The following is a 19,013-nucleotide window of genomic DNA, read 5'->3' on the forward strand; positions in this document are numbered from 1 at the left end:
TTTTTTAGTTTTTTCTGGTCATAAAAAAGGCTGGTCATATATTCAGTTTAAGGTTTGCAAGTAACGGTATGAAAAATCACCAAAAGTTTCTTCGGTATGTTTTTCATTAACATAGATTCCGAAAAGTTCATCCAGAGTAGTCAGAATTTCTTCTTCACCAATATTTTCTCTGTATTTTGTATTTAATCGCATTCCCAATCGGTCTCCTCCGATGTGAAGATTGTATTTTCCATAAGCTGTACCTACAAATCCGATTTCAGCATTAGGAGATCTTCCGCATCCATTAGGACATCCGGTCATTCTGATGGTAATATCTTCCTCTAAAAGGCCGTATTTTTCAAGAATAGGTTCTATTTTGGTCACCAAAGATGGTAAATAACGTTGTGCTTCTGCCAAAGCCAGTGAACATGTATTCAAGGCAACACAAGCCACAGAGTTTTTACGTAGGGCACTTGCTTTTTCAGTAGCATCCGAAATTCCATATTTGTGTAAAAGATTTTCTATAGTTGCTTTATCTTCTTCATTGATATCAGCAACAATAAGGTTCTGGTTACAGGTAAATCTGAAATTCACATGTGCTGTCTGAGCAATTTTTAATAATCCGGATTTCAAAGGATATCCTTCAATGTCAAGAACTCTTCCATGCTCTACAAATAAGGTGTAAAACCATTTTCCTTCATGGTTTTGTGTCCATCCGTAACGGTCTTTTCTTTGTTCGAACTTAAATTCTCTGGTAGGTTCAAAACTGAATCCTGTTCTTTGTTCTACTTCGGCCCTGTACTGATCGATGCCAAGTTTATCAATGGTGTATTTTAATCTTGAAAGTTTTCTGTCACTTCTGTTTCCGAAATCACGCTGTACCGTAATGATTTCATACACTGCTTTTAAAGCTTTTTCTTCAGAATCTACAAAGCCAAGAACAGAAGCTAATCTTGCATAAGTGGCCTCATTCCCATGAGTAGCTCCTAAACCTCCTCCGGCAGCGATATTATATCCTACGATCTCATTGTTTTCTACGATGGCGATCAGAGCTATATCATTAATAAATACATCTACATCATTATTAGGCGGAACCGCAATTCCGATCTTCAGCTTTCTGGGAAGATATCTGTCCTGATATAAAGGATCTTCTTCAGTTTTTCGGTCTACAAGCAGTTCATCATCAATCCAGACATCATAATAAGACTTGGTTTTCGGAAGGCACATTTCACTTATTTTACCTGCCAGCTCATACGTTTGCTGATGCAATGGAGATTCTGACGGATTTGCTGTACACGTCACATTTCTGTTCACATCACCACAAGCCGCAATAGAATCAAGATGATTCAGGTTGAAACTCTGAATGGTAGGTTTTAAATGAGATTTTAAAATACCATGCAACTGAAGTGTTTGTCGGGTTGTTATTTTGATGGTTCCCGTAGAATGGTCATTTGCAATATCATTCACGCCAATCCATTGGTCTGAGGTTAAAAATCCACCGGGAAGCCTTAGTCTTATCATATAGGAATACAGCCATTCCAGTTTTTTAGCTACACGCTCTTCCCTTCTGTCCCTGTCATCCTGCTGGTACATTCCATGGAACTTGATTAGGGTTTGATCGTCTTCTCTTATGGCTCCTGTAAAATCATCGGCAAGGCTTTCCTTTAAGGTTCCTCTGAGTCCGTTGCTTTGGGTTTTAATTCTTTCTACAGGGGAAAGGTTATCTTTATGGTTCATCATTATTTTTCTTTTAAGGGTACGGGTATTTTTTAATAGACATCTTTAGCATATCGGCCGTTGAGTTCCATTTCTTCCAGATAATGAGCAGCTTCTTCCTGACTGCGTTTTCCGTGATGCTGAATAATGTTCAACAGTGTGTTTTCTACATCACGGCTCATAGGTTCTTTGGTTCCGCATACGTAAACAGAGGCTCCGTTTTCAAGCCAGTAAAAAACTTCTTGTGCTTTTTGTTCCAGTTTATGCTGAACATATACTTTTTCTGCCGTATCTCTTGAAAAGGCAAGATCTAAATGAGTTAAGCTTCCTGTTTTAAGAAAATCCTGAAGCTCCGCCTGATAAATAAAGTCTGATACAAAGTTTCTGTCTCCGAAGAACAGCCAGTTCTTCCCTTCTGCTCCCACAGCATCACGCTCCCAAAGAAATGATCTGAAAGGGGCAATTCCGGTTCCGGGGCCAATCATGATAATATCTTTATCCGGTTCCGGTAATCTGAAATGGCCTGCATCCTGGATATAGAATTCAACCTCTCCGCCTTCACTGAATTCGCTGAGATAACCGCTGCACAGACCGTTGTGTTTCTGGTGGTCAATAAAGAATTCCGATCTGGCAACGGTAATATGGATCTCATTTTCTCCATGGGCTTCCGGAGAAGACGAGATGGAATACAGACGGGGTGCCTGGGCGGTTAATATCTGGATTACTTCTTCAAATTCTTCCGCGTTTTTCACGGGATAAATTCTTAAAAGATCCAAAAGACTCAAACGCACTTCCGGAATGGAATGCCCTGTAATCTTAGCATATTGAGCGACTACAGTTTTTAGTAAATAGCTGATATTTAGATGCTTTTGCAAAAGTTCTTCTACAGTATCTTTAACTTTTGAGGTTTCGATTCGTTTTCCTGGATCAATTCCCGTTACAGCAATAATTTCATCCACTACGGATTTTGAATTGAAAGGAATGACTCCTAAGGCTGCACCAGGCTTATAGCTTAAAGACTCTTCTGTTTCTATTTCAATATGATAGGTTTCCTTTTCAGACGTGATATCATTCAGATTAATAATGGCTGATACTTTTCCCTGATATTTTTTTCTTCCTGTTGAAGCTTTTTGAACAGGTATATTTTTAACACTGCTGACAGATATTTTATTTACGGCTTCCAAAACATGTTCAATCCAGTTTTGAGCATCCTGTTCATAATCAATATCACATTTTTTTAATGGAATGATTCGTTGTCCACCAAGGATTTCAAAGCGGGAATCTACGTCTTCTCCTGTTTTGCAGAATAGAGGATAGCTGCTGTCTCCCAATGCCAGAACTCCGAATTTCAGAGCACTGAGGTTGATTTCATTCTCATACATATAATCATAGAACTTCTTGGCCAGCACAGGCGGATCGCCTTCGCCCTGGGTACTGATTACCACAAAGAAAAACTCTTCTTTTGAAAGGTCTTTAGGCTTATATTGGGAAAGATCCGTTAATTTAACCTGAATTCCTTTCTTTTTGATGATTCCTGCAAGTGATGTGGCTAATTTTTTACTGTTTCCGGTTTCTGTACCATAGGCTAGTGTGATTTTCTTAACCGTATTTTGTTCCGGTAGCGTTACCTGTAAAGGTGGCTGTGCAGCGGTAAGAGGGGCTCCTGCCAATCCTGCGAGGTATCCGCTTGCCCAGATGGATTCGTCTCTGGAAAAATCACTGGAGATTTGCTTTAGAATATTTAATTTATTTTCAGACAGCATATTCGAAGAAATTTTGAGTTTTTGGTACTAAGCTTCCGTTTTCCACCGATTTAAAATAAAGGCCCTCCTGCTCTGCATTTTCCAGCCAGGAAAACTCTTCATGAAGGTTCACCACCTTTCCTATCACCACCAATGATGGCGAGGCGAAGGCTTTATCACCCAGTATTTTACTGAAATCTTCAAAGGAAGCAGTATATACTTTCTGGTAAGGCGTTGTGGCCTGTTCAATTACCGCAATTTTTTTCTCGCTGGAAACATTCAGCCTGTTGAATTTCTCTACAAGATCGGTCAGATTGCCTTTAGACATATAGAATACAAGGGTATCCTGGGTTGCCGCAAGTTCTGTCCAATAGTCTTCAGTAAGAATTTCAGACTTATAATAAGTAAGAAAACGAACAGATGTTGAATATCCTCTTGCTGTTAAAGGCATTCCCGCATAAGCAGCAGCTCCCAAGGCAGCCGTAATTCCCGGAATAATCTCAAAAGGAATATGGTTTTCTTTCAACGCTTGCAGCTCGTCCAGAATATTGGAGAAAATAGAAACATCTCCGCCTTTAAGTCTTACCACGGTTTTGTTCTGTAAAGCATAGTCTACCATTAAAGTATTGATAAGTGATTGAGGGGTAGACGCATTTTTACTGCATTCTTTGCCTACGTAAATGATCTCTGTGTCTTTATGAACGTAAGTTTCTAAAATTTCAGGGCTTACGAGACGGTCTGCAAGAACAACATCTGCTTTGGCAATGGCTTTTACGGCTTTTACTGTGATTAAATCAGGGTTGCCAGGCCCTGCACCGATAAGGTAAACCTTAGGTGATTTTATAGTTGTATTCATTGAAATCGGTCTTAGTTAAAGGATTTTAGAAGAGTCCCTCAAGAGAAAGATATCGTTCTCCAGTGTCGTAATTGATGGTAAGAATTTTAGCTCCAGTCTGTATTTGTGGTAAATGTTTTGCGATAGCGGCTAAAGCGGCTCCTGTAGAAACTCCTACGAAAAGGCCTTCTCTTTTAGCTGCATTAATGGCATATTCATACGCTTCATCCTTGCCTACTGTAATCACTCCGTTTAAAAGAGTAATGTCTAATATGGAAGGAACAAATCCGGCTCCTAGGCCTTGTAATGGATGTGGTGCAGGACTTCCGCCGCTTAATACCGGTGAAAGTTCCGGCTCTACTGCAATTACTTTAAGGTTAGGATATTTTTCCTTTAATGCTTTAGCAATCCCTGTAATATGTCCGCCGGTTCCTACTCCTGTAATCACATAATCCAACCCATCCGGGAAATCTTTTAAAATTTCCTGAGCCGTAGTTTCCACATGTATTTTTACATTCGCTGGGTTATCAAACTGTCTTGGGATCCATGAATTGGGAGTTTCTTCTGCTAATTCGTTAGCTTTCTCGATAGCCCCTTTCATTCCTTTTTCTCTCGGCGTAAGCACAAATTCAGCACCATAGGCTTCCATGATTTTACGGCGTTCTATACTCATGCTTTCCGGCATTACCAGAATAAGCTTATATCCTTTTACTGCAGCTACCAATGCCAATCCTATTCCTGTGTTTCCACTGGTAGGTTCAATGATGGTGCTGTCTTTATTTAATAACTCTTTGGCTTCAGCATCTTCTATCATCGCTAAGGCAATTCTGTCCTTGATGCTTCCACCAGGGTTGCTTTTTTCCAGTTTAATCCAGATTTCATGATCTGAACTGAATAAGTTATTGATCTTTACGACTGGTGTATTTCCAATGGTTTCTAGTGCATTCTGAAATTTCATATCAATACAATTTTTGTTTTTTCTGTTTTTATATTACAAAGGTTAATGAATCCGGCAAGGGATTGTTATCCTTTATTCTTATTTCGCTTTTGTTATAAACCAGCGAATTGGGCGGTACATCCTGGGTAATCCACACATTTCCTCCGATAACGCTTTCTCTTCCTATGGTTGTATTTCCACCTAAAATGGTTGCTCCTGAATAAATAATGACATGGTCCTCAATATTGGGATGCCTTTTCTGGTTGGCTTTTTCTTTGGAGACATTCAATGCACCGAGGGTTACTCCCTGATATATTTTCACATGATCGCCAATGACGGTAGTTTCTCCAATGACAATTCCGGTTCCGTGATCGATGAAAAAGTATTCTCCGATCACTGCGCCGGGATGAATGTCTATTCCTGTTTTGCTGTGTGCATATTCTGAAATAACACGAGGTAAAACTGGTACTTCCTGATTCCAGAGCTGATGCGAGATTCTGTAAACATACGTTGCAAAATATCCCGGATATGCAAGGTATATTTCTTCTAAAGAGTCTGCTGCCGGATCAAATTCAAGGATGGATTGTGCATCCTGAACGAGATGACTGTAGATCTGTGGCAAAGCATTAAAAAAAGTATTTACCTGTATTTCGGTAAGGTTTTCGTCTTTTGTTACTGTATTAATCAGGGTGAAAAGATGATTGTACAGTTGGGCAAAATCCTGTTTCAGCTGATCGGCAGTATTGATGGGCTGAGGAAGAAACAATACTTTATACAATTCTGTTACAAAAACTTTTACTCTTGCTCTGTCAAAGAATCCATGCGTTTTATCCTGTTTGCTCTGATGAATTCTTTCAATGAATTGGTTTGAAACTGACATTTTCTTTACTGGATTATACAGGCTGCTACTGTTGAATTAGATGTTTCATCTACTAAAATGGCAGAACCTGTTCTTTTGTTATTGATAAAACTATCATAGACCAAAGGTTGTGCCGTTCGTAGAGTTACTTTTACTACTTCATTCAGCTTTATGTCTCCTTCAGCCTTCTCCTGAGTAAGTGTATTGACATCAATCTTGTAATCAATCTCTTTTACTACGGCTCTTATCAGTCTGCTGTTTTGCTGTAGCAAATATTTGTTACCCGGTTGCAGTGATTTCTGATCCAGCCAGCATAACAGAACTTCAAGGTCTTTTTCAATGACAGGGAGCTGCTCTTCGGTAGCGAAAATATCGCCTCTGCTGATATCCACATCATCAGTTACATGAATAACTACTGGTTGTCCTTCAAAAGCTTCTTCCTTCTCAATTCCGTTGATTTCTATTTTAGCAATTTCACTTGTAATTCCAGCCGGAAGAATGTGAATTTTATCTCCTTTTTGAAACGTACCGCTTAAAACCTGTCCTGCATATCCTCTGTAGTCATGCAGCTCTTTAGTCTGAGGACGAATCACATACTGAACCTGAAAACGGCTTCCGGTATTTAATTCTTCGTTCAGTGTTACATTTTCCAGATATTCTAAAAGCGAAGGACCTTGGTACCAATCTGTCTTAGAGGATCCGGAAACGATATTGTCTCCTTTTAATGCAGAGATCGGGAAATAGCTTACATCATTTAGTCCAAGGCTTTCCGCAATTTTAGCATAATCCGCTTTGATGGTTTCAAATACTTCCTGTGAGTAATTCACCATATCCATTTTATTGATGGCTACAGCTACTTTCTTTAGTTTTAATAATGATGCTATGATGGAATGCCTTCTGGTCTGTTCAATCACTCCTTGTCTGGCATCAATCAGGATCACCATCAAATCAGAGTTGGAAGCTCCAGTAATCATGTTTCTTGTATATTGTACATGACCGGGAGCATCAGCAATGATAAATTTTCTCTTGGAGGTTGAAAAATACCTGTACGCAACATCAATGGTGATTCCCTGTTCTCTTTCTGCACGTAATCCGTCTGTCAGAAGAGCAAGGTCTACGCCGTCATCATTTTTATTTTTAGAATGTTTCTCCAGTACTTCTAACTGGTCCTGTAAAATACTTTTACTATCGTATAGCAGTCTTCCGATAAGGGTACTTTTACCATCATCTACGCTACCTGCTGTTATAAATCTTAATATATCCATCCGTTTGTAATTATAAATGATAAGTGATTGTTGATAATTGATAAAAAAACTTTGAATAATCATTCATCAATTATCTTTTATCAATGATTAAAAATAGCCTCCTTTTTTACGGTCTTCCATAGCGGCTTCCGTCACACGGTCATCAATTCTGGTTTCTCCTCGTTCGGAAATTCTGGTGGCAACGATTTCTTCAATTACGGCATCTATGGTAATAGCCTTAGATTCTACTGCAGCGGTACAGGTCATGTCTCCTACCGTTCTGTATCTTATTTTTTTTACGGTAATTACATCATCGGTTTCCAGAGTTGCATGTTGAGAATTGGCAATCCATTGTCCGTTGAGGTCTACCACTTCCCGGTCATGCGAAAAGTAAATGGAAGGAAGTTCTATTTTTTCTTTTCGGATATAATTCCAGATGTCGAGTTCTGTCCAGTTGCTGATGGGGAATACTCTTACATTTTCTCCTTTATGGATTTTTCCGTTGAAAATGCTCCATAATTCAGGGCGTTGCAATTTTGGATCCCACTGCCCGAATTCATCACGAACCGAGAAGATTCTTTCCTTGGCACGAGCCTTTTCTTCATCTCTGCGGGCACCTCCGATACAGGCGTCAAATTCAAATTCTTCAATGGTATCCAATAAAGTGAATGTTTGTAACCAGTTTCTGCTCGGGAATTTTCCTTTAGGTTCCGTTAAACCTTTCTTTTTGATAGTATCTTCTACTTTACGAACTACCAAATCAACTTCTAATTCATTCACAAGTTGGTCTCTAAAGTCCAATACTTCCGGAAAGTTATGCCCTGTATCTACATGAACAAACTTGAAAGGTATTTTCCCATAACGGAAAGCTTTTGAGGCTAAATGAGCCAGTACAATACTGTCCTTTCCACCGCTGAACAAAAGTGCCGGACGTTCAAATTGTCCTGCGACTTCCCTTAAAATGTAAATAGATTCAGCTTCCAACTGATCCAGATAATCTAAATGATATGTTGACATGTTTTCTTTTTTTTATTGATGAATATGTAGACCGCATTCTTTTTTATTGGCATCTTCCCACCACCAACGGCCTGCTCTGAAGTCTTCTCCTTCCTGAATAGCTCTTGTACAGGGTTCACATCCGATGCTTACAAAACCTTTTTTATGGAGATAATTGTAAGGTAACTGATGTTTTTTTACATAATCTGTCACCTGCTCGGTACTCCAGTGAAGAAGCGGATGAAACTTAATGATCTGATTATCTTCATCCCATTCTAATGACGGCATATTCTGTCTGTTTGGGGAATGTTCTGCTCTTAAGCCGGTGATCCAGATTTTATATCCTTTTAAAGCAGATTTCAAAGGATGTACTTTTCTGATGGTACAGCAAGCTTTCCTCTGCTCTACAGATTGATAAAATGAATTGGGTCCGTTTTCTGATACAAATTTTTTCAGTTCTTCAGTGTCCGGATAATAAGCTTTGATTTCTTTTTTGAAGAAGGCTTTTGTAGAAGCCCATGTTTCATAAGTCTGCTCGAAAAGTCTTCCCGTATCCAATGTAAATATGTCTACATTCAGATTTTTTATCAAATGAGTAATCACCTGATCCTCATAGCTGAAGCTGGTTGAAAATACTACTTCATTCGAAAATCTTTCTGTAAGTAATTGTAAAAAGCCAGCTTGAGAAGCCTCTGTGGAGATTTCTTCCTTCAGTTTTTCGAACTCGTTTTTCAGACTGTTTTCCATTTCCATTCAAATTTATTGATGCAAATATATATAAAATTCTATAACTCCTATCAAAATAGTAGAATTTAAATGAAAAAAAATTATTTTTTGTTAATAAACGAGGTCAGAGTGGCCTCCATCATGCTTTTCCTGGTTTTTTCACGAACAATGATTAACTCATTTCTAAGGTAACATTCTGCTTCATCTACACAATCATCACAGGTTTCATAGAAGTTTAAGGATACACAGGGGGTCAATGCAATAGGCCCGTCAAAAATACGGTAGATATCCGCCAATGATACTTCATCAGGGGACTTGAGGAGGTAGTATCCTCCTACTTTACCTTGTTTGCTGTTAACAAGTTTAGTTCTTTTAAGCTCAAGAAGGATTTGCTCCAGAAACTTTTTGGGAATGTTTTCATCCTGTGCAATAATAGAAGTGGACAGATAGCCTTGATTGTAATTTCTTGCTAATCTGACCATTGCTTTCAGCGCATATTTGCAACGTTTGGACATCATAATCTACGCAAGTTATAACAATTTATCTGATAAATGAAATGTTTTTACGGAATGAAAATCACAGCCGTGAAATAATCTTTATGTAAGGAATGGTTTATCAACAGAGCTTTACAATCTTTAGATGGCTTTATTTTCTTTTTTAAAGACAGACGGAGACTTGCTTCTATAAGTTTTGAATATTTTATTGAAATGGCTAACATCATTAAAACCAAGTTTATCAGAAATTTCACTGATGTTGTAATTGCTCTGAAGCAGAAGTTTTTCAGCAGCCTTTATCTTATATTGGATGATGTGTTGTTGAATAGAAAAGCCAGTTTCCTTTTTGATATAGATGCTGATATAATTGGGGGAAAGCAGAAATTCTTTAGCCAGGTTTTCTATTTTCATTTTGTCCGCATCCAGAAAATTGACATTGATGTAGTATAAGATCCTGTCTATTCTGTTAAGATTTTTAGAAACCCATTTTTGATTGGTGGCATTACTCATGGTATTTCTGGTAAGAATGGTAAAAATCGTTGAAAAGAGATCTGTTGCAATTTCTTTATTATATAAGTTTTTATGGCTGAATTCATACAAAAGAATACGGGAAAGCTGAAGAAGGTGCTCTCTGTCAGATTTATTTTTAATCCCTGATTCATACACAAAAGACCGGTCCTCCATCAGTAGCTGGAGAATTTTTTTCAGTTCATTTTTCTTGTTTATCAGAAGATTTTCCCAGATATATTCCTCCGTAAATTTTATATAGATGAAACTGGTTTTGTTTTGAATAGTAAATTCATGAGCATCACTGGGTCTTAAAAGGAATACATCTCCTTTTTGATAGGGAAATGTAATGCCGTTCAGATGATGGGAACCTTTTCCATTTTCTATGATAATCAGCTCATAGAAGTTATGGTTGTGATATTCAATGTCCCAGATTTCCTTTTCGATCCGGAAAACATTGAAGGAATTGAAATTGACAATTCTTTTCATTGATAATGGATTTTTACAAATTTAAGATTAATTTTTACAATAATAACGAACGGTTTAATAGTCAATTTTGCAGTATAAATAAATGTAAAATGAAATATATAAGACAATCAGTAATGGTACTTGCTGCAACGGTATTTTTGGGGTCTGGTTTTAAAGCTAATGACTGTGTTGGAAAAGGAAATCCGGAAGATAAAAATCGTATGGTAACAAAGAAGCATTGGCCTAATGGTGCACAGTTGGTAATTTCCGTATCCATGCAGTTTGAAACGGGAGGTCAGCCTGAAGGAGCGGAAAGTCCTTTCAGTAATACTCCACTTCCTAAAGGGCAGCCGGATCTTCCTGCAGAAAGTTGGTATCGCTACGGTGGAAATGAAGGAATTTACCGTATGCTGGATCTATGGAAAAAGTATGACATAAAAGTAACCTCTCATGTAGTGGGAACCGCTGCCGAGAAATATCCGGACATTGCAAAAGCCATTGCCAATGGTGGTCATGAGATCGCGGCTCATGGGATTTCTTGGGATAATCAATGGAATAAAAGTTATGATGAAGAATTACAGTTTGTAAAACAAGGTGTAGATGTAGTTGCGAAAATTACAGGCCAAAAAGCGGTGGGCTACAATTGCAACTGGCTGAGAAGGAGTCCGAATACCCTGAAAGTATTACAGGAGCTAGGTTTCCTTTATCATATTGATGATCTCAGCCACGATGAACCTTTCATTACCAAGGTAAAAGGAAACAACTTTGTGGTAATTCCTTACACGCTTCGTAATAATGATATTGTGAATATTGAAGGGAAACACTGGAGTCCGGATCAGTTTCTTGCCCAGCTGAAGTTTGAATTTGACAGGCTTTATGAGGAAGGAGCAACCAAAAGAAGAATGATGAGCATTAGTTTTCATGACAGGATTGGCGGAACACCTGCGATGGTTCATGCCATGGAGGAGTTTATTAAATATACCAAAGGAAAGCAGGACGTGGTTTTTATGAGAAAAGATGATATTGCTAAAATGGTCATGAACGATCCTGATACTCCGGTTGATAACAGTGAAGCAAAATTCAATAATTAACAAACTGTTTTCAAATTAAAATAATAATTCAAAAAATACTTTTATGAATAAGAATATAGCTTATTTTTTCCTTCGCTTATCGATGGGGATCAATTTCTTCGGACATGGACTGGTGAGATTAGCCAAACTTAATGATTTTGCTGACGGGATGACGAAAAGCTTTGAAAAAAGCTGGCTTCCTCAATTGTTTGTGCAAATGTTCAGTACAACACTTCCCTTTTTAGAATTCATCATCGGGGTGCTGCTTATCATTGGCTTTAAGACAAGAATTGCGGCTATAGCAGGCGCTTCACTGATTATCCTGCTGTTATTTGGCAGCAGTACAGTTGAAAATTGGGAAGCAATGGGAATTCAAATGATCTATGCAGGACTGTTTTATCTCCTGATCTCAAGAATGGATGATAATCATCTTTCTCTGGATAAAAGATAATTAGTGATAAAAAGCAAAGCAGGTTTAGAGATGATCTCTACCTGCTTTATCTTCTTTGCTTTTGTCTATACTTTTTCTTTTGAATATAAAAAATAAGCCAATTCCCTTTCATCTCTTATCAGATTTTCCTCCCTTTTAAATCCGCTTTTGAGTAATACTTTCTGTGAGCCGATATTATCAAGGTCTGTCAGGGCAACAATTTCTTTTTCCTGATCGGCTGAAAGGCAGTAATTAACAAGTGCTTTACATATCTGGGTTCCGATTCCTTTTCCCCAATAGTTTTCTCCAAGCATATACCCTATTTCTGTCTGGTTAGTATTTTCACCGAAAACTCTGGCTAAACATACTCCCACAAAATCATTATTTTCAGCGTTAAATATTCCCCATCTGCTAAGCGGCCCTTCTTTATAATCTGATAATGCTTTTTCAAACATTTGCTTAAATTCTTCCGGAGATTTGTAAGGCAGATAGCGGGTAACATTTTCATTTGTAAAGAGGTCTAAAAATAAATGGAGTTCCTGAGGAGTAAATTCCCGTATGATGATGGTATCGTTTTTATAGTACATAAGGATCAATTGAGTTTGAAATGGATGAATAAAATTACAGAAATAAACTCATAATAGTTGATAAAACCGGACAATATTCGCTATAAAATAAAAATGGACTTAAAAAATTAAGCCCATCTTGTATTCAACAAGTGAATAACTAACATATCAATACTAAATTATTTTATTAATTGCATCTGTTTAAAAAGCTTTAAACCAGTCTGCAACCGCTTTGAAGTAGTAATGTTTTGATCCTATTTTTTAATGAATTTTTGGGAAGATTTCCCTAAAGAAGTTTCAATATCAATTAAATAAGTTCCGCTTAGGAAGTGTTTAACATCAACCTTATCACCAATAACTTTAGCATTCATTTTTCTTCCAGACATGTCGTAAACAGAAATTGATTTAATTTTCCCTTTTGTTTTAATATTCAATGCATCAGAAACTGGATTTGGATAGATGGATGTTTCTGAGTTTGTTGTATCAACGTCTGAAGTGGATAATAATAATGCACAAGGCGTTGTAATACTGCCATATGGTTGTGTATTGTATGCAAACTCAGTTACAGAATAACCTGAACCATTGGCCCCAACAATCAGTTTGAAATAGCCGTTGATATTGTAGCCTTCGAATTGGTTTCTAAAACCAACATAAGCTGTTTGGCCAGACCAGTTAGTGTATGTAGGGGTGTACACGTCAAGTTGTCCGGGAGTACCAGTTGGATAACCTATATTATTTGCATTACTTATAGTGGTACAAGACGGAATTAAACTAATATTTCTTGTCCCTACCCCACATACTAATCCTTTCCAATAGGTTTCCAATTTTAATTGATTTGCTCCATAGTACCAAGCGCCATACCCTGCATCATCACTAAGCTCCGGGTTAATGATAAAATATTTCCAAGGTGCTCCGGAGTTGGTTGTTACTGTTGTTGGTGTTGGATTGGCATAACTTTCCAGAGGAGTTCCTGTAACTATTTTATAGGGATCTTTGTAAGAAAAAGTTAATGCCAAAGATGTAGTTGATCCTAATGAAGTTACGCCTCCTGTTATAGCCGGATCTAGGAACGTAATTGATGAATTCAGGACCTGACTTTTAGGATGACTGGTTGCCGCACCATTTATGGTAAGTGTAGCAGTAGTAGGGCTTGTAACTGCTATAGTTGCTGTTTGTCCTGCTGGTAATGAAGAAGTGAAATGTGTTCCTGCAATAAGAGTTGTTCCATTCGATACGGCAAATGTTGCTCCGTTTAGGGTAATGGTTGATGTAGGAGCAGATGCTACTGTTCCATCTAATGACACAGCTCCATTATTGTTTAAGTTCTCTGTAAAGGTACTGTTGCTAAGAGTTAATTTAGGTGGAGTATTGGCAACTCCGGTTGCAGCTAAGTTGGCAGGCTGCCATAAATTTATTCTTGACGGGTGATTTAATGCGGCTAACATTCTGTTAACTTGTCCATTGGTAAACATTTTATAACAACCAGCGGAACCGTTGTATCCCATATAGTTTTCAACGTTCACTTTTTGTCCAAGACAATTGTTTCCAGTTGTACATCCTAATCCGGAAGAAGTATTTTCTACAGGAGTGTCAGCAACTCCATCACCATCATTAGTTGGGTTTGCAGTTGAACATGGAATATTAAACGTGTGTTGAAGATTTAACCAATGCCCAAATTCGTGGGTAAATGTATCAGAAAACTCGTTTGAAGCCACTGTTCCTGCAGCATTAAATATATAACGTCCATTATAAACAACTCTGGCTGTATTTACTGAAGTCATGTATGAATCCGGATACCAGGCAACTCCCGATTGATATAAATCTTTATTAGCATATAGATCATTTTGTATATACACATTCATATACTTTGTATTATCCCATGCATCTGCGCCAATTTGTGCATCATATCCGCCTCCATTGCCATATCCACCTTTGAAAGGATGAAATACCACTCCGCTTGTTGCTTTTCCGGTTGGATCAATTTTAGCTAAGCGGAATTCAATACTTAATGTGTTCCTAATAGGCTGGAAGTAAGAATCTATAGTGTTTGAATCGGTATTAGTTCCATTGAAATTTAAGTTGATTTGTTGCAGCAAGTCAACTACTTTTTGGTAATTTACTTTTACATTACTCTGAGATTCTCCATACACATGAAAAACCACAGGTATGATATAGGTGGGAGCGTTGACCTTTTTATTCAATGGAGTTTTGTTTGATTCCATTTTTTTTACAAAACCTTTGGTGAATTTTTCAAAATTTTCATATTCAGCCTTAGATTCAGGGTGCAGTTCAAAATGTTTCTTCATCATTTCATCTGCTTTACACTCATGAGGTCTATGTTCTTGAGCAAAACCTATTATTGGAAATAGGGACATAAATAATAATGATTTAATTTTCATGATTTTTTGGATTTGTGTGTTAATAAATTATTTTAATAATCAAATTGTTTTGGGCTTAATCAACCTATTTAATTGGATCTAGAATGATTTTAACTTGTCTGTAAATTTTGATAGTCAATATCTCCCATGCTTTTGCCTACAACTTTGCCATCCTTTATCATAAAGTTCTGTGTGATAATGCTTATCCCATGATTGCTAATTTTCTGGAAACTCTTTCTTTTAAAAAAAATAAACAGGTTCAAATAATAATTTTGTGTGTTATGTGATGTTTTTTTAACTAAATCTTTCAGGGTTGAATATCTTTATCTCAACCGTTGGCTTTTGGTCATTGGCCAGCTCAGAAACTGTTTTTCCGAAAATAGGTCCGAGACTTAAGCCCATCATTCCACCGCCACCTGCAATAATCAGGTTTTTTAGTTTGGAAGACTGGCCCACGTAAGGAAGTCCATCTGGAGCGCAGGGTCTGTAGCCGAACCATATTTCCGATTCTTTGGGTAATTTAACCTGAAAATCAGGCATATATTTAGGAATAGAATTTACGATTCCCTCTACTCTTTTCATATTCACTTTATCATGGTGAGAAGCCAGTTCCATGGTTCCTCCAAAACGGATCTGTCCGTTCATGGGAGTTACGGCCACTCTTGCTTCCAGTAATAATGCTGCATGTTCCAGTGTATGGACTGGATTTTCAGGGGTATGCATGAAAGAATAGCCTTTTCCGGGCATCAGTTGAATTTTAATGCCTGCTTTTTGAGCCAATTCAGGCAAAAATGAACCTCCGGTCATGATGAAACGATCAGCCGAAAACTTTTTGCCATTGGCAATTACCGCTTTAATGGTATTTCCGGTAATTTCATAGCCTGTTACTTTATGCTGAGTATGGAAAATAACTCCACTATTTTTAAGGTAAGAGATCATTTGTTTCATCAGCTTTACCGGATTCATGTGGCCGTCGCATTTGTAATTAATACCTCCTATGACATCCAGTTGAACGTTTGGTTCCAGCGTCTGAATTTCTTTTTTGTCAAGGATATCAACAGGAAGTCCCAAACTGATGGCTTTATAGGCCAATTCTATTTCTTCTTCGGCTACTTTTTCTGTTTTATAGAGCATCAGAATTCCGTTTTGATTCAATTCAAAATCAAATTCAGGATTTTGGGCAATTTCATTATAAAGACTGCTGCTTGCCAGATTGAGATCCCTGATGGCTGCTGCTGAACGGTCTACATGATTCTGATTGGAATGTTTCAGAAATTTCAGTCCCCAGGATAATAACTGGGTACTGAGTGAGGGTTTCACATAAAACGGACTTTTACTGTCAAACATCCACCGAATACCCTGCGCAACAACTCCAGGTGCGGCTAATGGGGTAAAATGACTGGGTACAATCATTCCTGCATTGCCATAAGAGCAATTGTTGGTAAGATCATTTTGTTCCAGAATTTCTACCTGCCAGCCCTTCTGCAAAAGATAATATGCTGAACTTAACCCTGCGATTCCTGCACCTATAATAAGTGCTTTGCCTTTATTTTGTGTCATAAATTCGTTACAAACTTTACATTACCTGAAATCCCTGCCAATAGGGATCTTCATCATCAATAATAATCTGGTTATAGCCGGTAATTCTTGCCCAGCCTTCTACTGACGGGACAATAGCCGGTTTGCCATCAACAGTAGCGGTTCCTTCAATTCTTCCGATAAATTGTGATCCGATATAGCTTTCGTGGATAAACTCTTCGCCTTCCTTTAGCTTACCCTTTGCATACCATTGAGCCATTCTTGCTGAAGTTCCGGTTCCACAAGGAGAACGGTCTAAAGCATTTTCACCTACCAGTACTGCGTTTCGTCCGCTGGCTTTGGGATCAGTAGGATTTCCCGTCCATTGAATATGGCTTAATCCGGAGATGTGCTCATTTTCAGGATGGATGAACTCATATTTTTCATTGAGCAGCCTTCTGATGATTTTTCCATAGTGAATAAGCTGGCTTGCTGTAAAATCAGAAATATCTCTAAAATTTTCCTGAGGATCAATGATGGCGTAAAAGTTTCCTCCATAGGCCACATCGGCCTTTATCAATCCAAGATCAGGGCATTCAACTTGAAGGTCTGCGGCGTAAAGAAAAGATTTCACGTTGGTCAGTTTTACCGATTTTACTTTTTTCCCTTCCTGCATATAATCTATGAGAATAAGCCCGGCAGGGGTTTCAAGACGTAGTTTTCCGGGAATTTTAGGAACCACCAACCCTTCTTCTATGGCAATGGTAACCGTTCCGATAGTTCCGTGCCCACACATGGGAAGGCAGCCGCTGGTTTCAATGTATAAGACTCCGATATCATTTTCATCATCAACAGGTGGATAAAGAATGCTTCCGCTCATCATATCATGGCCGCGGGGTTCAAACATTAAACCTTTTCGGATCCAGTCATATTCTTTCATGAAGTGAAGCCTGCGCTCCATCATGGAATTTCCTTTTAAAATAGGGCCACCTCCTGCAACAAGACGTACAGGACAGCCACAGGTATGAGAGTCTACGCAAAAAAATGTTCTGTTCATACGGTTTCTAATTTTAATGATCCTGACTTCACTTCTCCATCTACAATTCTGCTGATCTGCAATGGATTTTCATTCTTCAGTTCTTCCGGTAAGAATTCATCCGGCCAGTTCTGAAAAGAAATGGGGCGAACAAACCGCTTAACGGCATCCGGTCCTACAGAAGTAAACCGTGCATCTGTAGTAGATGGAAACGGCCCTCCATGCTGCATGGCATAAACAACTTCTACTCCGGTAGGCATTCCGTTGAATAGTAATCTTCCGCATTTATCTTTCAAAAGATTAATAAGTTCAGTATTCTTGTGTACATCATCTGGAGTTGCTGCAACAGTAATGGTTAGCTGCCCTTTTAAATTTTGAGCAATTTGTATAAGCTCTTCCTGATTTTCACAAGTAACAACGATGCCAAAAGGTCCGAAAACTTCTTCGCTCAAAACAGAATTATTGAGGAAATTTTGAACATTGGTTTTTATAATGGCTGCACTTCCTTTTCCTTCTTCTTTTGCTGTTGAGGCGATTACTTCAATATCAGGCTGTGTTATTGCAGTTGTTTTATGCATCTCAAAGCTTTCATATATCCCATTGTGAAGCATGTGAGCGGGTGTTACCTCCTGAATTTCATTTTTTAATGCTGCGATAAAACGATCCAGAGATTCTCCTTTCACAGCAATAAACACTCCCGGATTGGTACAGAACTGTCCTACTCCTAATGTTAATGAGCTAATATATTCTTTAGCTAAAGCTTCTGCTTTATTTTCAATCAAGTTTTCAAGTGCAAATACCGGATTAATGCTTCCCATTTCTGCAAATACCGGAATAGGATTTTCGCGACGGCTGGCAATATCAAATAAAGCTTTTCCGCCACTGAATGAACCGGTAAAAGCTACTGCCTGAATATCCTGATGTTGGGTTAAATAAGCCCCGATCTCATAGGATATTCCGGTAATATGGTTGAAAATTCCTTCAGGCCATCCGAATTCTTTTATCGTATTTGTGATAGCATCAGCCATCATTTGAGAGGTCTGAGGATGAGCCGGATGTGCCTTTATAATAACAGGACAGCCCGCTCCTATCGCACTTGCAGTATCACCTCCCGCCGTAGAAAAAGCAAACGGAAAATTACTGGCTCCGAAAACAACCACAGGTCCTAACCCTATATTGTACTTTCTGATATCTGCTTTCTGTTTCTCGGGCTGAGCAAGATCAATCCTTGGCTCGGTATATATTCCAGAGGCTACCGCTTTTGCATAGTTTCTCCATTGTCCTACTGTTCTGGCTTTTTCACCTGTAAGTCTTGCCAGAGGTAATGAAGTCTCAGCATGAGCGGTGGTTAAAAGTTCTTCTCCTAAAGCTTCAATCTGATCGGCAACAGCATTCATCAATGCAGCTCTTTCTTTTATAGTTGTATTCTTCAGGAATTGGTACGCTTCGGAAGCCATCTGAATTCTTAACTCAATATTTTCTTTTGATGTTTCTTCAATCATAGCTTTTGTT

General features: G+C 38.3%; 17 protein-coding genes. 2 read left to right on the forward strand and 15 right to left on the reverse strand.

All coding sequences use genetic code 11. The features are described 5' to 3' along the window. Positions 1–42: 42 nt before the first annotated feature. The 10 genes from cysI to J2772_RS03615 all read right to left on the reverse strand — a co-directional run bounded on the left by cysI (position 43) and on the right by J2772_RS03615 (position 10,524). Positions 43–1,716, reverse strand: a complete 1,674-nt coding sequence (cysI, locus tag J2772_RS03570) for an assimilatory sulfite reductase (NADPH) hemoprotein subunit (RefSeq protein ID WP_209913486.1) — start codon at positions 1,714–1,716, stop codon at positions 43–45. Between the two features lie 32 nt (positions 1,717–1,748). After that, positions 1,749–3,458: a sulfite reductase flavoprotein subunit alpha gene (locus J2772_RS03575; RefSeq protein WP_209913335.1), complete on the reverse strand. Its 1,710-nt coding sequence runs from the start codon at positions 3,456–3,458 to the stop codon at positions 1,749–1,751. Next, positions 3,448–4,293, reverse strand: a complete 846-nt coding sequence (gene cobA / locus J2772_RS03580; RefSeq protein ID WP_209913337.1) for a uroporphyrinogen-III C-methyltransferase — start codon at positions 4,291–4,293, stop codon at positions 3,448–3,450. The genes J2772_RS03575 and cobA overlap by 11 nt, the downstream gene beginning before the upstream one ends. A gap of 25 nt (positions 4,294–4,318) precedes the next feature. Beyond that, positions 4,319–5,230, reverse strand: coding sequence for a cysteine synthase A (gene cysK, locus J2772_RS03585; RefSeq protein ID WP_209913339.1), 912 nt, complete (start codon positions 5,228–5,230; stop codon positions 4,319–4,321). Between the two features lie 28 nt (positions 5,231–5,258). After that, a complete protein-coding gene (epsC, locus tag J2772_RS03590; protein WP_209913341.1) occupies positions 5,259–6,089 on the reverse strand; it encodes a serine O-acetyltransferase EpsC in 831 nt (276 codons plus the stop codon). A gap of 5 nt (positions 6,090–6,094) precedes the next feature. After that, complete coding sequence (locus tag J2772_RS03595) at positions 6,095–7,333, reverse strand: sulfate adenylyltransferase subunit 1 (protein WP_209913343.1); 1,239 nt, start codon at positions 7,331–7,333, stop codon at positions 6,095–6,097. An 87-nt stretch (positions 7,334–7,420) separates the two neighbouring features. After that, positions 7,421–8,329: a sulfate adenylyltransferase subunit CysD gene (gene cysD / locus J2772_RS03600; protein WP_209913345.1), complete on the reverse strand. Its 909-nt coding sequence runs from the start codon at positions 8,327–8,329 to the stop codon at positions 7,421–7,423. Positions 8,330–8,341: 12 nt separating this feature from the next. Continuing rightward, positions 8,342–9,055, reverse strand: a complete 714-nt coding sequence (locus tag J2772_RS03605; RefSeq protein WP_209913347.1) for a phosphoadenylyl-sulfate reductase — start codon at positions 9,053–9,055, stop codon at positions 8,342–8,344. A gap of 80 nt (positions 9,056–9,135) precedes the next feature. Further along, the gene (locus J2772_RS03610; RefSeq protein ID WP_209913349.1) at positions 9,136–9,552 is read right to left on the reverse strand and encodes an RrF2 family transcriptional regulator; all 417 of its coding nucleotides are present in this window, start codon (positions 9,550–9,552) and stop codon (positions 9,136–9,138) included. 117 nt (positions 9,553–9,669) lie between these two features. Then, positions 9,670–10,524 carry an AraC family transcriptional regulator gene (locus J2772_RS03615; protein WP_209913351.1) on the reverse strand — a complete coding sequence of 285 codons (855 nt, stop codon included), beginning with the start codon at positions 10,522–10,524 and terminating at the stop codon, positions 9,670–9,672. 89 nt (positions 10,525–10,613) lie between these two features. Between J2772_RS03615 and J2772_RS03620 the strand changes: the two genes are divergently transcribed. Both J2772_RS03620 and J2772_RS03625 read left to right on the forward strand, forming a co-directional pair. Next, positions 10,614–11,594 (forward strand): polysaccharide deacetylase family protein, encoded by a 981-nt coding sequence (locus J2772_RS03620; RefSeq protein ID WP_209913353.1) that lies wholly within the window; start codon positions 10,614–10,616, stop codon positions 11,592–11,594. Between the two features lie 43 nt (positions 11,595–11,637). Beyond that, entirely contained in the window at positions 11,638–12,024 is a 387-nt protein-coding gene (locus tag J2772_RS03625) for a DoxX family protein (protein ID WP_209913355.1), read from the forward strand. A gap of 65 nt (positions 12,025–12,089) precedes the next feature. Here the strand turns inward: J2772_RS03625 and J2772_RS03630 are convergent, their stop codons facing one another. From J2772_RS03630 to J2772_RS03650, 5 genes are all read right to left on the reverse strand, one after another. Beyond that, entirely contained in the window at positions 12,090–12,590 is a 501-nt protein-coding gene (locus tag J2772_RS03630; protein ID WP_209913357.1) for a GNAT family N-acetyltransferase, read from the reverse strand. A gap of 233 nt (positions 12,591–12,823) precedes the next feature. Beyond that, on the reverse strand, positions 12,824–14,968 hold the full coding sequence (locus J2772_RS03635; RefSeq protein WP_209913360.1) for a M43 family zinc metalloprotease: 2,145 nt from the start codon (positions 14,966–14,968) through the stop codon (positions 12,824–12,826). A 273-nt stretch (positions 14,969–15,241) separates the two neighbouring features. Next, positions 15,242–16,507 (reverse strand): NAD(P)/FAD-dependent oxidoreductase, encoded by a 1,266-nt coding sequence (locus J2772_RS03640; RefSeq protein WP_209913362.1) that lies wholly within the window; start codon positions 16,505–16,507, stop codon positions 15,242–15,244. Between the two features lie 16 nt (positions 16,508–16,523). Beyond that, complete coding sequence (locus J2772_RS03645; protein WP_209913364.1) at positions 16,524–17,522, reverse strand: 4-hydroxyproline epimerase; 999 nt, start codon at positions 17,520–17,522, stop codon at positions 16,524–16,526. Continuing rightward, the gene (locus J2772_RS03650; protein ID WP_209913366.1) at positions 17,519–19,003 is read right to left on the reverse strand and encodes an aldehyde dehydrogenase (NADP(+)); all 1,485 of its coding nucleotides are present in this window, start codon (positions 19,001–19,003) and stop codon (positions 17,519–17,521) included. The genes J2772_RS03645 and J2772_RS03650 overlap by 4 nt, the downstream gene beginning before the upstream one ends. Positions 19,004–19,013 lie beyond the last annotated feature (10 nt).

Origin of the sequence: Chryseobacterium jejuense, from assembly GCF_017877355.1 — a bacterium.
Lineage (GTDB): Bacteria > Bacteroidota > Bacteroidia > Flavobacteriales > Weeksellaceae > Chryseobacterium > Chryseobacterium jejuense_A.